Source organism: Catellatospora paridis, from assembly GCF_009720365.1.
GTDB lineage: Bacteria > Actinomycetota > Actinomycetes > Mycobacteriales > Micromonosporaceae > Catellatospora > Catellatospora paridis.
Genome location: NZ_ML769313.1, coordinates 73402 through 91109 on the forward strand (window position 1 = coordinate 73402; position 17708 = coordinate 91109).

Sequence of the window (17708 nt, forward strand, 5' to 3'; positions counted from 1 at the left end):
TGGTCGGTGACGAACGGTCGTCGAGTGAGTGTTGCCGATGTCTTCCGCTGGGCGGTGGCCGGCTCGTGCGGCGTCGCCCTGGTGGGCGTGGTCCTGGCCGCCGTCTGGTCGGTGCGCGGGATCCTGGTGCTGGTCCTCGTGTCGCTGTTCGTGGCGGTCAGCCTCGACCCGGCGGTCCGCTGGCTGGTCCGCCACCACGTCCACCGCCCCTACGCGGTCACGATCATCCTGCTCGCCCTGCTGGCGCTGCTCGCCCTGCTGATCCTCGGCATCGGGCCGCCGCTGGTGCGCCAGGCCGGGCAGCTCACCGCCGACCTGCCCGGCCAGATCCAGCAACTCGACGATCGCTCGCGGGCGTTCCGCGAGCTCAGCGCACGCTACGGACTCGGAGACCGGCTCAACGAACTCGCCGCCACGGTGCCCGAACGCGTCGGCGCGAGCCTGCTGAGCCTCTTCCGCACCTTCCTCGGCGTGCTCGCCGCAGCGCTGACCGTGCTCGTACTGTCGCTGTATTTCCTCGCGGACATGCCGCGGCTGCGTCGCCGGATCCAGCTGATGGCCCCCGACCGGCAGCGGGAGCGCACCCGCCGCATCGTCGACGTGGTGGTCGACAAGGTCGGCACGTACATGATCGGCAACCTGATCATCTCGCTGATCGCGGGCGTCGTCGCGTACGCCGGCCTGCTGGTGCTGAACATCCCGTTCGCGCTGCCGCTCGCGCTGATCGTCGCCGTGACCGACCTGATCCCGCTGGTCGGGGCGACGCTGGGCACCGCGGTCTGCGGGCTGGTCGCCGCCATCGCGTCCGGGGTGTGGCCCGCGGCGGTCGGCATCGTGATCTGGCTGCTGATCTACCAGCAGATCGAGAACTACCTGATCGTGCCGAAGGTGATGAAGCAGAGCCTGGACATGCCCGCGCTCGCGGTGCTGCTGGCCAGCCTCATCGGCGCCGGACTGCTGGGCCTGATCGGCGCGCTGATGGCCATCCCCATCGCGGCCACCGTCAAGACGGTGCTGGCCGAACTGCGCGAACCGCTGCCACCCGAGCATCTGCCCGAGCCCGCCGACGATTCGGATCATCGGCATCCGGGTAAGGAGCTGTGATGCGCGACGGCGCGATGGGGTCACGGTGACCCGCGCGCAGACCGGAGGATCGCCTGTGCCCACAACACCGTCCACCGCACCGGTTCCCGACGGCCCGGCAGACCTGACCCGCCGGGACTGGCGGGCAGTGATCAAACGCACCGCCAAGGAGTACAAGGAGGACAACCTGAGCGACTGGGCCGCTGCGCTGACCTACCGCGCGGTCATGTCACTGTTCCCGGCCATCCTGGTGCTCGTGGCGGTGCTTGGCTGGACCGGCGCCGACACCGCCCAGCGTGCCGCCGCCGAGGTCGGCGGGTTCGCGCCGGGCGCCGCACGCGACGTGCTCGTCAACGCCCTCACTGAGCTGCAGCGTGGCCGGGGGGCCACCGCGGGCCTGGTCGCCCTCGTCGGCTTCGTGCTCGCGCTGTGGTCGGCGTCGAGCTACGTCGCCGCGTTCATGCGGGCCGCCAACATCATCTACGACGTGCCGGAAGGCCGCCCGATGCGCAAGACGCTGCCCATCCGCCTCGGCGTCACCGTCGTGGCCTGCGTCGCGATCGCCGTCGTCGCCGTCGCGCTGGTGTTCACCGGCCCAGTCGCCGAACGCACCGGCGAGTACCTGCACCTGGGTTCCGGGGTGGTGCGGACCTGGGACATCGCGAAGTGGCCCCTGGTCCTGCTGGTCATCGCCCTGATCTTCGCCCTGCTCTACTGGGCCTCGCCCAACGCGCGGCAGAGCGGCTGGCGCTGGATCACCCCCGGCAGCCTGCTCGCCGTGCTCCTGTGGCTGCTGGCGTCCGCCGGCTTTGCGCTGTACGCGGCGAATTTCGGTTCCTATAACAAGATTTACGGCAGCCTGGCCGGTGTCATCGTCTTCCTGATCTGGATGTGGATCGGCAACATCGCCCTGCTGCTCGGCGCAGAGTTCGACGCCGAACTGCACCGCGAACGCGCCATCGCCGCCGGCCACCCCGCCGACGAGGAGCCCTACATCGAACTCCGCGACCCGCCGACTCCGAAATGAGTTTCTCGGGCGGGATACACGAGGCGTGGCGTTGCACATGTCCGTCCAGGTGCAACCTCGCTCAGCGTAATGCGCGATCCGTCTCTGCCACGTGGCTCGACGGGATGGGCGCGACCGAACTCCTGACTGCGAGCCCGCCCCGCCCAAAGCCCTCGTACACCGCCGGTTGAAAGTGGCGCAGTATCAGTCCCCTCAACCCGCCGAGGGCCGCCGCGAACGCAAACGGGCCGAGTAGAATCCGTTCAACTGACTGCGGCAGACCCAAGGCTGCCAGTTCATCAAAGGACCCAGCTGCCTGGAGGCCGATCCAGCCGAGGGCGAACGCCGAAACCGCCGGGGCCGCATAGGCTGTCCACCAAGATTCACCGCGGCGCGCGCGGGCGAACGCACAAAGCGTCGCGATCGAAGTGGTCGCGGACAAGACGACGAGGCCGAAACCGCCGGCGATCAGACCAACGAGGAACAGCCCACCGATGGGATCCACTCCAGCGGACGCCGCAACGATGATGACACACAGCCCAGCCGCGGTCTGAAACAGCGACGCCGCTGTCGGGGCGCCGGTCCGATCTCCGGTACGTGCCAGCGAACGGGGAATGAAACCTTCGCGCGCAAGCCCGAACATATAGCGCGCCGAGGTGTTGTGGAAAGAAGTCATCGCCGCGAATACGGAGACAAGCAGTACGACGCGGCCGATACCGGCCGCCGCGGTTCCGAGGTGCGAGCTAGCGAGCGATATCATCAGATCGAATCCGAGGGTGTTCCCGTGGCCTGCGAGTTCGGCGGGATGCGTGGCCGCCGAGAAGGTCCACGAAGTCAACACGTAGAGGCCTGTCAACAGGCCCAGCGTCGAGAAGGTGGACAGGTTGATCGTGCGCTTGTAATTTCGAGACTCTTCGCCGAAGACCAGAGGCGTCTCGAATCCGGCGAACGCCACCACCGCGATCAGAAGGACGACGCCGATGCCCGGCTTCAACAGATCCGGCGAAGGTGGGTATCCCCCCTGCGGCGCGGCCAATTCTCCGGAAGCGATGAGTGCGCCGTCGACGAGCAGAAGAAATATGACCTGACCAATGATGATGCAGCCCAGCGTGTAGGTACTCAAATCAACCCGGGTGGTGCCGAGCAAGCCGACGAGAGCCCATCCGCATAGCGCGAATAGCCACCAGACGCCACTGACTTCACCGATACCCGTCACACCGAGGAGATCGGCCGCTACCACGCCGAACAGGCCGTACAGGGCAAACTGGAGGAAGCCATACGTCAGGACAGCCACGCCGGCCGCCGCAGCGCCGATGATTCGACCTAGCCCCTGTGCGATATGGGCATAGATCGATCCCGCGTTAGTTATGCGCCTGCCCATCGCAACGTGACCCACTGAGAAGGTGGCCAAAGTCGCGCCGACAATCAGAATGGCAAGGGCAAAGTTCGTTGCGCCGGTCAATGCAAGCCCGGCAGCGATCACGACGCCGATCGTGACCAATGGCATGGCAGACGTGATCGTAAGCGCTGAAACCGCGAGGACGCCGAGCCGGTCAGCCGCCAGCGCGCTGGACGGAGGTGGACTGGTGAGACTGCTAGGCGTGCGTGCACTGGGTCGGGTGCTCGGCCGGGGCGGGCGAACGGTGGGCGGCGACTGATTCACCGACGCCGGACGTCGCGATCGGAGCGGAGCGACCCGGAAAGCGGGGGTGTCCCGAGCGAGTGCCGACAGCAGGTGGCCGACGAAGGAGGGGCCTCGGGAGGGGTGATCGCCGTTAGGCATTCTGGCGCTCCTTGGTCTGAGGTGCCGACTCCATCGCTTGATCGTCAAAGCGAGAGACAGGTCGTAGGCGCGCCAACTGCTCCAAGATGTATGGTCCCGCGACGCCGACCGTCACGACAGTCCAGGCCTCGGTGGTGCTGTTGCTCGCGACAGTCGCTGCGGCAAGACCGCCTCCGATCGATAGGCGAAGCGCTATCGAGACAAGGTATGGACCGAGACTCGGCTCGCGTGGGTTCGACCACGGCCAGTCTTTGACCCGGGTGACAGCCACGGTGAACTGCCAAGCGTCGACTGCGAAAGCTCCGAACAAGCCCCACAGCACACCTTGCCACATCGACATGTGTGCAATGTAGTGGCTGGGTTCGTGCCCGGAAAGTGTCCGCGTAGGTACATAGGGCAGGCCACCCGACCGCGCAAGCGGCGTTGCCGCGTTGGTCAAGAAGATTGGAAGTGAGCCAAGTGCGATGCGATCACCCGGTGGCCCTCTCGGAGCGGCGGCGAGCAGCCTCGGCGGAACGCGTCGCGTCTTGATCGGCCAAAGAGGTCGGCGGAGCGCGATCACCGAATGCGCGCAGGACAGCGGATGATGCGCGCCACTGGTCAGCCGAACAGTAGTTGCCCGGCGGCGAGAGTGCCGGCAACGAGCTGCGGTGCAGCGGCGAGCGCCGCCGAGGCGATCTCGCTCGAGAGGGCCTGCATGACGTGCTGGCCAAACTTGCGCAGCAGACCGGGCTCGGGCTGGTCGGTGGCATTGTGGGTGCGAAGCTCGTCGATCGCGGTGAGGACGCGTTCGGTGCTGGCCGCCGGCATCTGCAGGGCAGGCAGCAGTGCAGTGAGGCCCTCGATCCACTCGGTGATGGCGGCTGGGTCGATGCCTGTGGTGGGCGTATTGCGGATGTTCAGGTCGCCGCCGACAGTGTTGCCGGCAAGTTGGCTGATGGTGCTGCCGTTGATGGTGGCCGCGGAGATCTGCAGGATGCTCTGGTTGCCGGTGGCCCGCTGGGAGGCTTCATACGCGGCGATGTCGCCGTCGGTCTCGGCCATGACAAGCTGTCCCTTCGGGCTGATGGTGTAGGCGACGACGAGCCGGTCGGCGCGGGTGAGGTAGCCGCCTTGTTCGAGCAGTTGCGCGGCGGCCTGTGTCTCGGGCACGGTGTAACGCTCGCCGTAGAAGATGCCTCGGTGCGTCTGGAGGAACGCGCGGAGGGTGGCGGGTCGGTTCGTGTCGAGGGCGTCGAACCAGGTCAGCATCTGAGTGCGCAGCGTGCGTCCGCGTAGCCCGCGGTTGCTGCGGCTGACCCGGGCGAGGCGGACCAGTTCGCGGCCGTCGGCGGTGAGCTGCACGTCGGTGGGCACGCCGTCGGCGTCGATGGGGCCGAAGTGGCGCAGCCAGCCATTCTCGGTGAGGTCGAGGTAGGCGCGGCGTCGCACGGCACCATCGACGTGGGGAGCTCGACTCCACGGCACGATGTCGTCGGGGCTATTCAGGTCGAAGGCGCTCTCGAGGATCTGAAAATTCCGTACAGGCATCGTCATCGGGTTGAGAAAGGGCACGTTCCTGATTGTCCGACGCACGTAGGGAAGCTAGGTCGTTTGACACGAGCTCAGACCCCCGTTCGGGCGAACGCCCGGGTTGGCACGGACCGCTGAGCTTTCATGGTGATCACCTGACGGAAGTTCACGGCCGCGCTCGAGGTCGCCGTCACCTGCCGAACATTGCTTGCTCAGGCATGAGCGGCGGCGCTTTATCGATGCCCGGCAGCGAAATGTTGAAGGTCGTGCCGCGACCGGGCTCGCTGACCAGCCCGATCGTGCCGCCGTGGTCGACGGTGATCTGCCGGGCGATGGTCAGCCCCAGCCCGCTGCCGCCGGTGGCCCGCGTCCGCGCCCGGTCGGCCCGCCAGAACCGCTGGAAGACCCGCCGCTGGTCCTCGGGCGGGATGCCGCAACCGCGATCGGTGACCTGTATCTGCACGTCATGCCCGACCCGCAGGGCCGCCAGCGTGACCGTCGTGCCCGCCGGCGCGTGTCGGACCGCGTTGGTCACCAGGTTGCCCACCGCCTGCCGCAGCCGGCCCGCGTCGGCGTGGACGAGCAGCGCCGGTTCGGCGACCACCTCGAGTTCGACGGTGACGGCCGCGGCTGCGGGCTGGTGCGCCGCCCGGCAGCTCTCCAGCAGTTCGCGGACGTCGACCACGGCCCGGTCGTACGCGAGCGCGCCCGCCTCGGCCAGGGCCAGCGTCTGCAGGTCGTCGATGATCCGCTGCTGGAGCATGGTCTCCTCGTGCAGCGAACGGAACAGCGTCTCGTCGGCGCTGACCAGGCCGTCCTCCAGCGCCTCGAGGTAGGCGCGCACGTTGGCCAGCGGGGGTGCGCAGCTCGTGGGCGATGTCGGCGATCATGCGTCGTTGCTGCTCCTCCGCGTGCTGCAGCGAATCGGCCATGCCGTTGAACGTGACGGCGAGCTGGGCCAGCTCGTCGCCGCCCTCGACGTCCACGCGCTGGTCCAGGGAGCCTTCCCCGAAGCGGCGGGTGGCCACCGTCAGGCGCTGAATGGGGCGCAGCACGTGCCGGCTCAGCAGGAGGGAGCCGAGCGCGATGGGCACGGCGACCACGCTGAACGCCAGCATGATCGGTGTGGTGTCGATGCCGTCCTCGGAGCTGACGGCCAGCCGCAGCGGCTCGGGTCCGACGATGCCGATCCGGGTGAGGAACACCTCGCCCAGGCAGGTGCGCAGGTGCTGTGCCGGATCGGGCGCCAGGGCGCGGGGCGCGGCGGAACGGGAGCCGGGCGCGGGCTTCTCGGCGGGCGTGTCGAAGCAGCGGCCGACCTCCTCCTGGTCGCGGGTGATCGAGCGAGGCTGGCTCGCGGTGCCCGTGCGGCACTCGGTGACCAGGTCCGGCGGGGCAATGGTGTGCGTGATGAGCGGCAGCCCGTAGTGGGTGGTCACGGCCTGCGGTTGCATGCCCGCGCGGGACAGGCAGGCGGCGAACCGGATCTCCTGCCGGTACTCCTCGATCGCCTGCAGCGTGATCTCCCGTTCCTGCCCTGCGGCTCGCGGCAGGTCGAGCTGCGGCCGGGCGTCGATCGGGAAGGTCAGCTTCGTCATCGGGGTCACCGGCTGGCCGGCCAGCACTGCGGTGTCGACGACGCCGATCGCGCCGTCCTGGGTGTCGAGCCGGATGCGCCGTCCGGTCCGGCGGGCGATGCCGGCTGCCACCTCGGCCATGCCCTCCCAGGTGCCGTGGTCGCGGCCGTACCGGGTGACCTCCTCGGCGATCTGCCGCATGACCTGCTGCTGGGCGGTGGCGGATGCGGTCACCGCGTTCTCGGCGAGGGTGAACGTGAGGTAGGTGCTGGCTCCGGCGGCGAGCAGCACGACGACGGCCACCAGGGCGAACACCCTGATCCGGAAGGTCATGCGCCCGGCTGGGGCATGCGGTAGCCGCGGCCGTAGACGGTCTGGACGTAGCGTGGCTCGCCCGGATCCGGCTCGATCTTGCGACGCAGGTTGACGACGTGCACGTCGACGGTGCGTTCCAGGACGTCCTGGTCGAAGCCGAAGGCGCGGTCGATGATCTGCGATCGGGTGAAGGCGCGCCCGGGTTCGGCCGCCAGCACCTCCAGGATGCCGAACTCCTTGGCGGTCACTGCCACCGCACGCCCGCCGATCCGCACCTCGAAGCTGTCGGCGTCCACGACGAGGTCGCCGACGACGATGGGCCCTGCCGGGCCGGCCGGGACCGCGCCGGTGCGGCGCAGCAGGGCACGCACCCGTGCGACGAGCTGGCGGGGGCTGTACGGCTTGGTGATGTAGTCGTCGGCGCCCAGGTCGAGCCCGAGCAGGATGTCGTTCTCGGTGCTGCGGGCGGTGAGCAGGATGATCGGCACGGCGGACTCGCGGCGCAGGATGTGGCACACGTCCAGCCCGTCGACCTCGGGCATCATCACGTCGAGCACGACCAGGTCCGGGTTGCGGGTGCGGCACTGGTCGAGCGCGGCACGGCCGTCGGCGACCGTCAGCACGCTGTGTCCCTCGTGCTCCAGGTACATGCGGAGCACCTGCACGAGCTTCGGGTCGTCGTCGGCGACCAGGATCCGGGCTGCCACGTGTCACCTCCTGCGCGTCGTATTCGCTGCGCGGATTCTGCCCCGGCACCTGTGAACAACATGTTAGGAATTTAGTGGCATCGATACACCGAATGCGGTCATTGCCCATCGCTGACTCTCTGACCTGGGCAACATCGTTCACTAATCGCCTCTTAATAGGGCCTTAATAAGTGGGCCAATACGTTGCGCTGCATTGTTGGCAGCAGCGGAAGAGGTGCTTTCGATGAACAGGTTCGCGAACTTTGTGAACGCGTTGGCCGTCAGCCGATGCGCATGTGGCACCGCGGCCGGGCAGGTGGCGGCGTGACCGCCGTGCTGCTGGTCGGCTGGCGTCCGAAAGCCGTCGCCGCACTGCGCCGGCTCGGCGCCGAGGTCACCTGCGCCTTCCGGCCAGGTGAGGACGACGCCGCGGCGCCGGGGCAGCGGCCGCACCGGTCGGTCCGGGTCGCCGACCCGGCCGGCGTCGAGTCGGTCCTGGCCGGTCTGGCGCGCCAGGGCCTGCGGCCCGCCGACTTCGACGTCGTATGCAGCCAGCAGGAGTTCACCATGGTGACGGCCGCGGCGATCGGCGGCGACCGGTCCTGGATGCCCCTGCCCACCGCCATGAACCTGCGCGACAAGCAGCTGCAGAAGCTCCGCATCCGGCAGGCGGGCCTGCGCGTCGCCGACTGCTGGATCGTCGACGACATCCGGGAGCTGCGGGTCCCGGCCTACCCCTGCGTGCTCAAGCCACTGGCGGGCGCGGGCGCACGCGACACGTTCGTGCTGGGCGGCCCGGCGGCCGCCGAGGACGCCCGCGAGCGCCTGCTGGACTCCCGCCGGCGCGGTCCGTGGCTGCTGGAGCGGTTCATGACCGGCCACGAGCACGCCGTCGACGGCGTCGTACGCGGCGGGCAGCTGCGGCAGCTGAGCATCTCGCGCTACCAGAGCAATCTGATCCGGATGCGCGACGGGGCGCACATGCTGTACGTGGCGCAGGACCCGGCCGAGCAGCCGGAGCTGTACCGGCAGGGCTGGGAGCTGGCCGAGGCGGCGATGCGCGCGCTCGGCCACACCGACGGCGTCTTCCACCTGGAGGCGTTCCTCAACGCGGACGGTTTCGTCTTCAGCGAATGCGGTGGCCGGATCTGCGGTGGCAAAGCCGACGTGATGGCCGAGCTGAAGTTCGGCATCGACCTGCACGACGAGTGGGCACGGGCGGTGCTGCGCCTGCCCGCCGGGCGGCAGGGGCCAGGACGCGCGGGCAGCTACGCCCACGGCTGGCTGCCGCTGCCCGCCGGGCGCCTGGTGTCCGCGCCCGGCCCCGAGCAGATCGCCGAGCGCCCCGGAGTGCGCGAGGCCCACGTGTGGCTCACCCCCGGCGACCGGGTGGTCGACCCGCGCACCTCCTCCGGGGCCGGGCTGGGCACCGTCCTGCTCGAAGGCGACACCGTCGCCGACGTCGAACGGAACTTCGCCGACCTCGTCACCTGGGTGCAGCAAACCTCGAAGGTCGACCAGGACGCGTGACACCCGACGACACCACCCCGCGCCGAGCGTCCGGACGAAGGAAGGGCACCTTCCACAACGCATTAGCGGTAAGAAGGTGCCCTTCCTTCGTCAGGCGGGGGCGCGGCGGAGGTGGCGGACCGGCCGCACGGCGAGCAGCACGGCGCAGCCGAGGACGCCGACCAGGGCGGAGACGCCCAGGACCTGGTCGGCGCCGACGAGCGCGGCGACCGGCCCGGCGAGCACCTGGCCGATGGGGATGCCCGCGACGGAGCCGGCGATCTCGTAGGCGGAGACGCGGTTGAGCACCGCGTTCGGCACCTGGGTCTGCACGCTGGTGGCCCACATGACCGACCAGAACGCCCACGCCGCGCCGCCCACGGCGTGTGCCGCCAGCAGCAGCCCGAACGGCGCGTGCACCGACACCGACAGCGGGATCAGCGCGAAGCCGAACATCGCCTGTCCGCCCGCGGCCAGCGGCCGGGCCGGGCGCACCCGCATGGCGACCAGGCCGCCGAGCACGGTGCCGCCGCCCATCGCCGACATCGCCCAGCCGTACGCGCTCTCGCCCAGGTAGCCGGTGATCACGCCGGAGCTGAGCGGGATGTACGGCCCGAACAGCGTCACGCCGAACACCACCCAGATCAGGATCACGCTCCACATCCAGCTGCGCGACCGGAACTCGTGCCAGCCCTCGCGCAGGTCGCGGCGGATGGTGACGTCCGGGCGCGGGGCGCGGACGACCGGCGGCAGCCGCAGCGCCAGCAGGCACAGCGCGCTGACGGCGAAGGTCGCGGCGTTGATGGCGTACACCGTGCCGGGCCCGGTCAGCACCACGAGCGTCGCCGACAGCGCGGGTCCGAGCAGCTGCGCCCCGGCGTCGGCCACGCGCAGTGCCCCGTTGGCGCGCTGCACGTCGGCGGCGACGCGCGGCACCATGCTGGCGACGCCGGGCTGGAACATGGCGGCGGCCGCCCCGGCCAGCGCCGACATCGTCATCAGCAGCCACAGCGGCGAGTTGCCGGTGATCAGCGCGACCGCGACGACGGACTGGGTGACCACGCGTACCGCGTCCGCGCCGATCATCAGGCGGCGCGCGCCGAAGCGGTCGGCGAACACCCCGCCGAACAGGATGAGCGCGACCAGCGGGGTCATCCAAGAGGCGAGCACCAGCCCGACGCCGGAGTCGCCGTGCCCCGCCGAGCGCACCGCGAGCGCCACGGCGACGGGCAGCATGCCGTCGCCGAGCAGGGCGATGGCACGGGCAACGAAGTAGAGGCCGAAATCACGGGTCCACATGCGACCCGTACCCGATGGTGCGACTGTCATGCTGATCATGAACCAAAAACTGTTAAGACTCCTTCCCGATTTCCGGAAAACTTTGTGTACGACTTGACAGGCATATAACCGGGCAGGCATGTTAAGAGCGTGGCGGTGGTCGGAGCGTTCGCGGTGCTCGGCGAGGCGAACCGGCTGCGCATCCTGGAGCACCTGCGTGGCGCCGAGTGCAGCGTCGGCGAGCTGGTGGACCGGCTCGGCATGAGCCAGCCCGCCGTCTCCAAGCACCTGCGGGTGCTGCGCGAGGCGGGCTTCGTGTCCAGCCGCATCGCCGCCCAGCAGCGGATCTACCGCATCGAACCGGAGCCGTTCGCCGAGCTGGAGCACTGGCTGGCGCAGTATCGCCGCCTGTGGGACCGCCACCTCGACGCGCTGGAACGGCATCTCGACAACCAGGAGTGACGACCATGAACACCATCGACCCCGGCCCGATCTGGCCGGTCGAGTGCCACCCGTCCGGCGAGCGCTGGACCCTGGTGCTGCAGCGCGACCTGGCGCACCCGCCCGCGAAGGTGTGGGCCGCGCTCACCGAACCCGGCCGGCTCGCGCAGTGGGCGCCGTTTCTGGCCGACCGCGACCTGGGACGCACCGGCGCGGCGACCCTGACGATGATCGACGGCGAGCATGCCGAGGACCTGTCCGCCACCGTGCAGCGCGCCGAGCCGCCGCACCTGCTCGTCTACACGTGGGGCGAGGACCTGCTGCGCTGGGAGCTGGCGGGCACGGCCGCCGGGACGCGGCTGACCCTGCGGCACACCATGGCCGACCGCACCTGGGTGCCGAAGGTCGCGGCGGGCTGGCACCTGTGCCTGGTGGTCGCCGGGCGGCTGCTCGACGGCGACCCGGTGCCCCCGATCCGGGGCAGCGAGGCGAAGAACCACGGCTGGGCCGAACTCGACGAGGCGTACAGCCGTGAACTGGGCATCCTGGGCACCGAGACGCCATAGCGGCGGGCGGGGTGTTCCCCGCCGCGGTGGAAACGGATACGCTGCTGCGCTGCGAGGCCGGTCGAGGCCGGCCGGGATGGCATTGTGCGAGCAGGAGTGTTGAGCGGCGATGAGCGTAGACAACGGTTACCTGAAGGTCATGTCATGGAACCTGTGGCTGGCGGGCCGCTTCGTCAACGAGGCCCGGCCCAAGCAGCTCGCGTTCCTGCGCGAGCAGGCCCCCGACGTGGTCGGTCTGCAGGAGACGCTCGGCGAGGCGGCCCGTGAGCTGGCCGAAGACCTCGGCTGGCACCACCACCAGGGCGGCAGCTGCGGCATCATCTCGCCCCACCCGATCACCCAGCGGTACGGCGACGAGTCCCTGCGTGGCGTCGGCGCGCGGATCCAGCTCCCCACCGGCCGCGAGCTGGTGGTGTGGAGCGCGCACCTGAACTACGAGCCGTACGGGCCCTACGACTTCCACCTGTCCGGCATGACCGTGCCGCAGGTGCTGGCCCGCGAGGAGGAGGCGGGCCGCCCGCGGCAGATCGCCGACGTCATCGACGCGATGCGCCCGGCGCTGGCCGAGCGCGGCCTGCCGGTCCTGCTCACCGGCGACTTCAACGTGCCCTCGCACCTGGACTGGCCGAACCTGCCGTGGCAGGTCAGCATCGCGGTCGAGCGGGCCGGGCTGCGCGACTCCTACCGGGCGGTGCACCCCGACGCGGCGGCCAAGCCGGGCCACACCTGGTCGCCGCTGAACCACTGGCACGAGCAGCAGGAAGGGGTGCTCGAACCGCAGGACCGCATCGACTTCGTGCACTACGCCGGGCCCCTGCGGCCGGTGGCGTCCGACACCCTCGGCGTGGGCGAACCGCGCCCGATGCCGCACCATGCCGACAATGAGTGGACCTCGGACCACTGGGCGGTGCTGAGCACGTTCGTCATGGAGGCGTGATGCGGTTCGACCTCGGCTCATACGACGCCGTGCTGCTCGACATGGACGGCACCCTGGTCGACACCGAGTCGCTGTGGATCGAGGCGGTGCTCGGTGTGGCCGCCGAGTTGGGCGCGGAACCGCTCGACCAGGCGCGGCTCATCGGCGGGACGGTGGCATCCATCGTCGCCGTGGTCGGCGCGGCCACCGGCGGGCGACATGCGACCGCTGACCTCGACCTGTGGATCGACCAGGCGGTCAAGCGCAGGGTCGCGGAGGTCGGCGTCCGGCTGCGGCCGGGTGCGCGGCGGCTGCTCGACGACCTGATCGCGACCGGTATGCCGTGTGCGCTGGTCACCTCGTCGGGCCGGGCGGACACCGAGATCATCCTCGACGTGCTGGGCCGGGCGGCGTTCGCGCACACGGTCACCGCCGACGACGTGCCGCGGCATAAGCCGGACCCGCTGCCGTACGCCACCGCGGCGGCGCTGCTCGGCGTGGACCCGTCGCGCTGCGTGGCCGTCGAGGACAGTCTGACCGGGCTGTGTTCCGCCGAGGGCGCGGGCTGCACCACGGTCGCCGTACCTCACCTTCAGGACATTCCGGATGCTCCGCGGCGATACGTATTGACGAGCCTCGAAATGGTCGCCGTAACGGCGGTTAAGGTGACTCCGTGATCCTCACCGTCACCCCGAACGCCGCCCTCGACGTCACCTATCAGGTCGACGCGCTGACCCCGTACGCGACGCACCGGGTCGCGGCGGTGGCCGAGCGCGCCGGCGGCAAGGGCGTCAACGTGGCCCGGGTGCTGCACGGACTCGGCACCCCGGTGCTGGCCACCGGCCTGGCCGGCGGACCCACCGGGCAGCGGCTGCGCGAGCTGCTCGTCGCCGACGACGTCGCCGAGGCGTTCCTGCCGGTGACCGGCGACGCCCGGCGCACCGTCGTGGTCGCCGACCGCGCCGACGCCACCGGCTTCTGGGAGCCCGGCCCGAACGTGTCCGCCGCGGAATGGTCGGGGTTCACCGCGCACTTCGCCGCACTGCTCGCCGGCGTCAAGGTCGTCGTGCTGTCCGGCTCGCTGCCACCTGGCGTGCCCGCGACGGCGTACGCGGAGCTGCTCGCCCTGGCTCACGCGGCCGGCGCCGCGACGATCCTCGACGCCGACGGCGACCCGCTGCGCCAGGGTCTGCGGGTGCAGCCCGACCTGGTCAAACCCAACGCGGCCGAACTGCACGCGCTCACCGGCATCCGCGTCGACGGTCCCGACGCGGCCCGCACGGCCGTCGCGGCGCTGCGCGAGCTGGGCGCGGGCGACGTGGTCGCGTCGCTGGGCGGCGGCGGCCTGGTCGCGGTCAGCGCGCAGGGCGTATGGCGCGCCCGGCTGGCCGAGCCGCTTATCGGCAACCCCACCGGCGCGGGCGACGCCTGCGTGGCCGCCCTGGCCCGCGGCCTGCTCGCCGGGCAGCCCTGGCCCGAGCGGCTGCGCGACGCCGTGGCGCTGTCGGCGGCCGCGGTGCTGTCCCCGGTCGCCGGCACCGTCGACCCCGACGTCTACCAGCGCCTGCGCACCGAGGTCATCGTCGACGCCTGCTGATCCCCGGCACCCGAACCGCCGACAGCCGAGCTGCGAGCGGATCTACAGCTCGACCACGAAGAACGGAGCCCACATCCGCAGCGCGCCGTCGGCGTAGGAGTGGGAGAACACATACTCCCCTGACTGGGAGTTGTTGACGTGCGCCAGGAAGGTCACATGGAAGATCTGGCCGGCGTGCACGGAGACGGAGCATTCGAGCTCCGAGGCCACGACGATGTCGCTGCCGGAGCCGCTGACGTCGTCGTCGTCCTTCCAGTGCCAGAAGCCTTTCCACCGAATTCCGTCCGGCCCCAGCACATTTCCGGTGTTGTGGTCCTGGATCACGACTCTGCCTGAGCCGTGGGTGAAGGCGTCCAGTCCTCCGCCCGCGTCGATAGACCACTCGAATCCGTAGTGCAGGGGCACCCTGATGTGTGCGGTCCCGGTGACCGTTGCCTCCAGGACCTTGCCGACCCCGGCGGTGCCCCAGTCCGAGCCGCCGCCGTAGTGGCCGACGACGCTGACACCGAAGTGCCCGTCGAGTCTGTTCGCGGTGAGGTCAGGATGGCCGTGAATGTCTGCGCGCACCTCGTAGTCGTACTCCAGGCCGAAGACGTTGATGCCGGGCCTGACGTCCGGGATGAGGTTTCGTGCCTGTTCGCGCCAGTCGTATGCGACCTCGGTAGGGAGGTCGTCGGCCCATGTCATCTTCTGCTGGGCCCGCAGTTGCTCGTTTGCTGCGGCGAGTTCCTGGCGTGCGGCCTTGGCCTGCTTGTCGCTTTCCAGCAGGCGGGCCATGGGCCCCATTGCCCTGCGCTGGGTCTCTATGCGAGTGATGGCCGAGGTGGCCCGGGCGGTCGACTCCTGCGCGAGGAGGCGGTCCAGTACGGCTTGGTGCCGATCGGTGAACGCTTCGCCGATTCCGCTCGGATGCCGTACGGTCGGCTCCGTTGTGGCCTGAACAGCTGGCTTGCCCATGCACGCAGTTTCTCATCGACGCCGACGACGTGCGGCCGTATCGTAGCATGTCTATATTGCCTGCTGGTTCTCTGGATCGGGCGACGAGGAGTGAACTCGCGTAGTCGGTTTGGAAGACTGAAGGCGACCAGCGGGGGAGCGTTTGATGATCGTTATTGCACATGTCAGCGACACCCATTTCGACGGCGGTCCGCGTAACGCGGAGCGCAGCGGGCGGGTGCTGGCCTACCTGGCCGCGCTGCCGCACCCGGTCGACGTCGTGCTGGTCACGGGCGACATCACCGACCACGGCCGCCCGGACGAGTACGAGCAGGCCGCCAAGGTCCTCGCCGCCGTGCCCGGCGCACTGACCCTGCCCGGCAACCACGACGTACGCGCGTCCTACCGCGCCGGGCTGCTCGGCGAGCCTGCGGCGGACGGCCCGGTCAACCGCGCGGCCGTCGTCGGCGGCGTGACCCTGGCGCTGTGCGACTCCACCATCCCCGGCCGCGACGACGGCCGGCTCGACGACGAGACGCTGGACTGGCTGCGCGCTGTGCTGACCGGCACAGACGGCCCGGTCCTGATCTGCATGCACCACCCGCCGGTCGAACTGCGCGTCCCGTTCATCGACGCGCTGCGCCTGCACGACGCACAGCCGCTGGCCGAACTCGTCGCAGAGTTCCCGAACGTGCTCGCGGTGCTGTGCGGGCACGCGCACAGCGCGGCCGCGACGACCTTCGTAGGCAGGCCGCTGCTGGTGGCACCGGGGGTCGTCTCGCGGCTGCGGCTGCCGTGGGAGGGCGAGGACCCGCCGATGGACTACGACGCGCCGCCCGGGTTGGCGTTCCACGTGCTCGACGACGACCTGCGGCTGACGACCCACTACCGGTTCCTGCCCTGAGCGTGCCCACTACGCTGTCGCGATGGCCGTCGCACACCTCGCCCACTCCTGGCGCGTCGACTCCCCGCCGGAGACCGTCTTCGCCCACCTGACCGAGCCGCAGCACTACATCGGCCTGTCGCCGCTGGTCGCCGAGGTGCGCGACGTGCGTCGCGGCACCGACGAGCAGGGCGCGCCGGTGACCGACTACGTCGCCGTGGAACGCTTCCGGTTCCTGAAGGTGCTGCACTGGGACAATCTGATCCGGGTACGCATGCGCGTGGTCGAACCCGGCACGGCGCTGCGCCAGAGCGTGGTCAGCCCCGGCGGGGTGCGTCTGGAGTGGACCGTGCGGCTGACCCCGGACGGCGACGGCTCGACGGTGGACGACCAGATGGAGATCACGATGGCCGCGCCGATGCGCGGTTTCGTCACCGGCCAGGCCCGCGGTGTGCAGCTGCACCGCGCCACCGAACTGACCCGCCGCATGGCCCGCCACGGCTGACCCGCGTCCGGGACAGTCCTACCGGGCTGATCCCCGGCGCCGCCGCAGGGCCACCACCACCAGTCCGGCGGCGAGGATCAGCAGTATCGCGCCGGGCACGAGCCACCGGCTACTCGTCCGGACAGGAGCGGGTTCGGCCAGCTCGGGCGTCGAGACCGCCACGGACGTCGGGACTGCCGTGGCGGTCGGGACGGCGGCTGACGACGCGGCCGGCAACGGGCGGACGCCGATACACAGCCCGGTGGCGCCGTTGTTCGCGTTCACCCGGTACCGAGCGCCGACCCGGAAGGCGTAGCCGCAGCTGACCTCGCTGGGGTTCACCCGCAGCCCGAGCGTTTCGCCGACCCTGGCGTCGCCCTTGACCACCGAGTCGACCGTGAGCGAGACCGCCTCGTCGGTCACCTGCGTGACCGTGCCGGTCACGGTGCGCTCGGCCCGCTTGTCCTGCTCGCTCGGGCTGTGCGCGCAGGAGCAGGCCCAGGCGGGCTGCGCCGGGGAGACGACCACGACGAGGCCGATGCCGACCGTGGCGAGGACGAGCAGGATTGCCGCACGCAGCTTCATGCCATCACCGACGGGCCCGCCCCCGCGGCGGTTCCGTACACGTCCGCCGCAGACGCGGTTACCTGGTGACCGCGGCCTGTTCGAGCATCGCGGTGACATGGGGGTCGTCGGACGGCATGGACAGGTCGCCGGCGAACGCCGCGAGCGCATGCTCGCCGAGGCTGAGCTGCTGGCGCAGCCCGCGCCAGGCGTGCAGGTTGGGGTGCGGCAGCTCGGTGCAGGCCACGGCGGGTGTCAGCAGCGCGATCACGCGGTCGAGGGCGGCCGGGGTGAGCGGATAGGACGCCGAGCCGCCGCTGTGCCCGCAGACGCTGGCCAGCACGACCGCGGGCAGAAAGCCGTCGCCGACCGCGACGCGCGCGAACACGGGACGTCCGGAGACGAGCCGGGCGACGCCGAACGCGGCCGGCGGCTGCCAGCCGGGGATGGCCGCCTCGAAGCGTTGCCGTGCCGCGTCCAGGTCCGCGATGGTGCGCCACTGCTCGAGCATGTCGCGATGATGGCACGTGCCGGGGTCCGCTGTCGCGGCGGATCCCACGTCAGGGGCGGCG

General features: G+C 70.4%; 18 protein-coding genes and 1 pseudogene. 10 read left to right on the forward strand and 9 right to left on the reverse strand.

Annotated features, from left to right (window positions below):
• The first annotated feature begins 24 nt into the window (after positions 1–24).
• The gene (locus F9C41_RS05240; RefSeq protein ID WP_196279629.1) at positions 25–1104 is read left to right on the forward strand and encodes an AI-2E family transporter; all 1080 of its coding nucleotides are present in this window, start codon (positions 25–27) and stop codon (positions 1102–1104) included.
• Positions 1105–1159: 55 nt separating this feature from the next.
• A complete protein-coding gene (locus F9C41_RS05245; protein WP_230689330.1) occupies positions 1160–2110 on the forward strand; it encodes a YihY/virulence factor BrkB family protein in 951 nt (316 codons plus the stop codon).
• Positions 2111–2171: 61 nt separating this feature from the next.
• Here F9C41_RS05245 and F9C41_RS05250 read toward each other — a convergent pair whose 3' ends face one another.
• From F9C41_RS05250 to F9C41_RS05270, 5 genes and pseudogenes are all read right to left on the reverse strand, one after another.
• A complete protein-coding gene (locus F9C41_RS05250; RefSeq protein WP_155385526.1) occupies positions 2172–3596 on the reverse strand; it encodes an APC family permease in 1425 nt (474 codons plus the stop codon).
• Between the two features lie 876 nt (positions 3597–4472).
• Positions 4473–5426, reverse strand: a complete 954-nt coding sequence (locus F9C41_RS05255) for a hypothetical protein (RefSeq protein ID WP_155385527.1) — start codon at positions 5424–5426, stop codon at positions 4473–4475.
• A gap of 148 nt (positions 5427–5574) precedes the next feature.
• The gene (locus F9C41_RS41090; RefSeq protein ID WP_155385528.1) at positions 5575–6228 is read right to left on the reverse strand and encodes a sensor histidine kinase; all 654 of its coding nucleotides are present in this window, start codon (positions 6226–6228) and stop codon (positions 5575–5577) included.
• Positions 6229–6358: 130 nt separating this feature from the next.
• A pseudogene (locus F9C41_RS42125) lies at positions 6359–7294 on the reverse strand (HAMP domain-containing protein); the annotation flags it as partial.
• On the reverse strand, positions 7291–7983 hold the full coding sequence (locus F9C41_RS05270; protein ID WP_155385530.1) for a response regulator transcription factor: 693 nt from the start codon (positions 7981–7983) through the stop codon (positions 7291–7293). The pseudogene F9C41_RS42125 and the gene F9C41_RS05270, both read right to left, overlap by 4 nt.
• A 303-nt stretch (positions 7984–8286) precedes the next feature.
• Here F9C41_RS05270 and F9C41_RS05275 point away from each other — a divergent pair, with 303 nt between their 5' ends.
• Positions 8287–9492 (forward strand): ATP-grasp domain-containing protein, encoded by a 1206-nt coding sequence (locus F9C41_RS05275; protein ID WP_155385531.1) that lies wholly within the window; start codon positions 8287–8289, stop codon positions 9490–9492.
• 90 nt (positions 9493–9582) lie between these two features.
• Here F9C41_RS05275 and F9C41_RS05280 read toward each other — a convergent pair whose 3' ends face one another.
• A complete protein-coding gene (locus F9C41_RS05280; RefSeq protein ID WP_155385532.1) occupies positions 9583–10770 on the reverse strand; it encodes an MFS transporter in 1188 nt (395 codons plus the stop codon).
• Between the two features lie 129 nt (positions 10771–10899).
• On the opposite strand from F9C41_RS05280, the gene F9C41_RS05285 reads away from it, so the two are divergent.
• The 5 genes from F9C41_RS05285 (at position 10900) to F9C41_RS05305 (ending at position 14269) form a co-directional block, all read left to right on the forward strand.
• Positions 10900–11211 carry an ArsR/SmtB family transcription factor gene (locus tag F9C41_RS05285; protein WP_230689332.1) on the forward strand — a complete coding sequence of 104 codons (312 nt, stop codon included), beginning with the start codon at positions 10900–10902 and terminating at the stop codon, positions 11209–11211.
• A 5-nt stretch (positions 11212–11216) separates the two neighbouring features.
• On the forward strand, positions 11217–11756 hold the full coding sequence (locus F9C41_RS05290) for an SRPBCC family protein (RefSeq protein WP_155385533.1): 540 nt from the start codon (positions 11217–11219) through the stop codon (positions 11754–11756).
• A 109-nt stretch (positions 11757–11865) separates the two neighbouring features.
• A complete protein-coding gene (locus F9C41_RS05295) occupies positions 11866–12693 on the forward strand; it encodes an endonuclease/exonuclease/phosphatase family protein (RefSeq protein ID WP_155385534.1) in 828 nt (275 codons plus the stop codon).
• Positions 12693–13349, forward strand: coding sequence for an HAD family hydrolase (locus tag F9C41_RS05300; protein WP_155385535.1), 657 nt, complete (start codon positions 12693–12695; stop codon positions 13347–13349). The genes F9C41_RS05295 and F9C41_RS05300 overlap by 1 nt, the downstream gene beginning before the upstream one ends.
• Entirely contained in the window at positions 13346–14269 is a 924-nt protein-coding gene (locus F9C41_RS05305; protein ID WP_155385536.1) for a 1-phosphofructokinase family hexose kinase, read from the forward strand. The genes F9C41_RS05300 and F9C41_RS05305 overlap by 4 nt, the downstream gene beginning before the upstream one ends.
• A gap of 42 nt (positions 14270–14311) precedes the next feature.
• Here F9C41_RS05305 and F9C41_RS05310 read toward each other — a convergent pair whose 3' ends face one another.
• Positions 14312–15226 (reverse strand): hypothetical protein, encoded by a 915-nt coding sequence (locus tag F9C41_RS05310; protein WP_155385537.1) that lies wholly within the window; start codon positions 15224–15226, stop codon positions 14312–14314.
• Between the two features lie 145 nt (positions 15227–15371).
• Here F9C41_RS05310 and F9C41_RS05315 point away from each other — a divergent pair, with 145 nt between their 5' ends.
• Together F9C41_RS05315 and F9C41_RS05320 are read left to right on the forward strand one after the other, a co-directional pair.
• Positions 15372–16109: a metallophosphoesterase gene (locus tag F9C41_RS05315; RefSeq protein WP_155385538.1), complete on the forward strand. Its 738-nt coding sequence runs from the start codon at positions 15372–15374 to the stop codon at positions 16107–16109.
• Positions 16110–16131: 22 nt separating this feature from the next.
• Positions 16132–16593 (forward strand): SRPBCC family protein, encoded by a 462-nt coding sequence (locus tag F9C41_RS05320; protein ID WP_155385539.1) that lies wholly within the window; start codon positions 16132–16134, stop codon positions 16591–16593.
• A gap of 18 nt (positions 16594–16611) precedes the next feature.
• On the opposite strand, the gene F9C41_RS05325 is transcribed toward F9C41_RS05320, so the two are convergent.
• Positions 16612–17157, reverse strand: coding sequence for a hypothetical protein (locus F9C41_RS05325; protein ID WP_155385540.1), 546 nt, complete (start codon positions 17155–17157; stop codon positions 16612–16614).
• A gap of 58 nt (positions 17158–17215) precedes the next feature.
• Positions 17216–17647: a hypothetical protein gene (locus F9C41_RS05330; RefSeq protein ID WP_155385541.1), complete on the reverse strand. Its 432-nt coding sequence runs from the start codon at positions 17645–17647 to the stop codon at positions 17216–17218.
• Positions 17648–17708 lie beyond the last annotated feature (61 nt).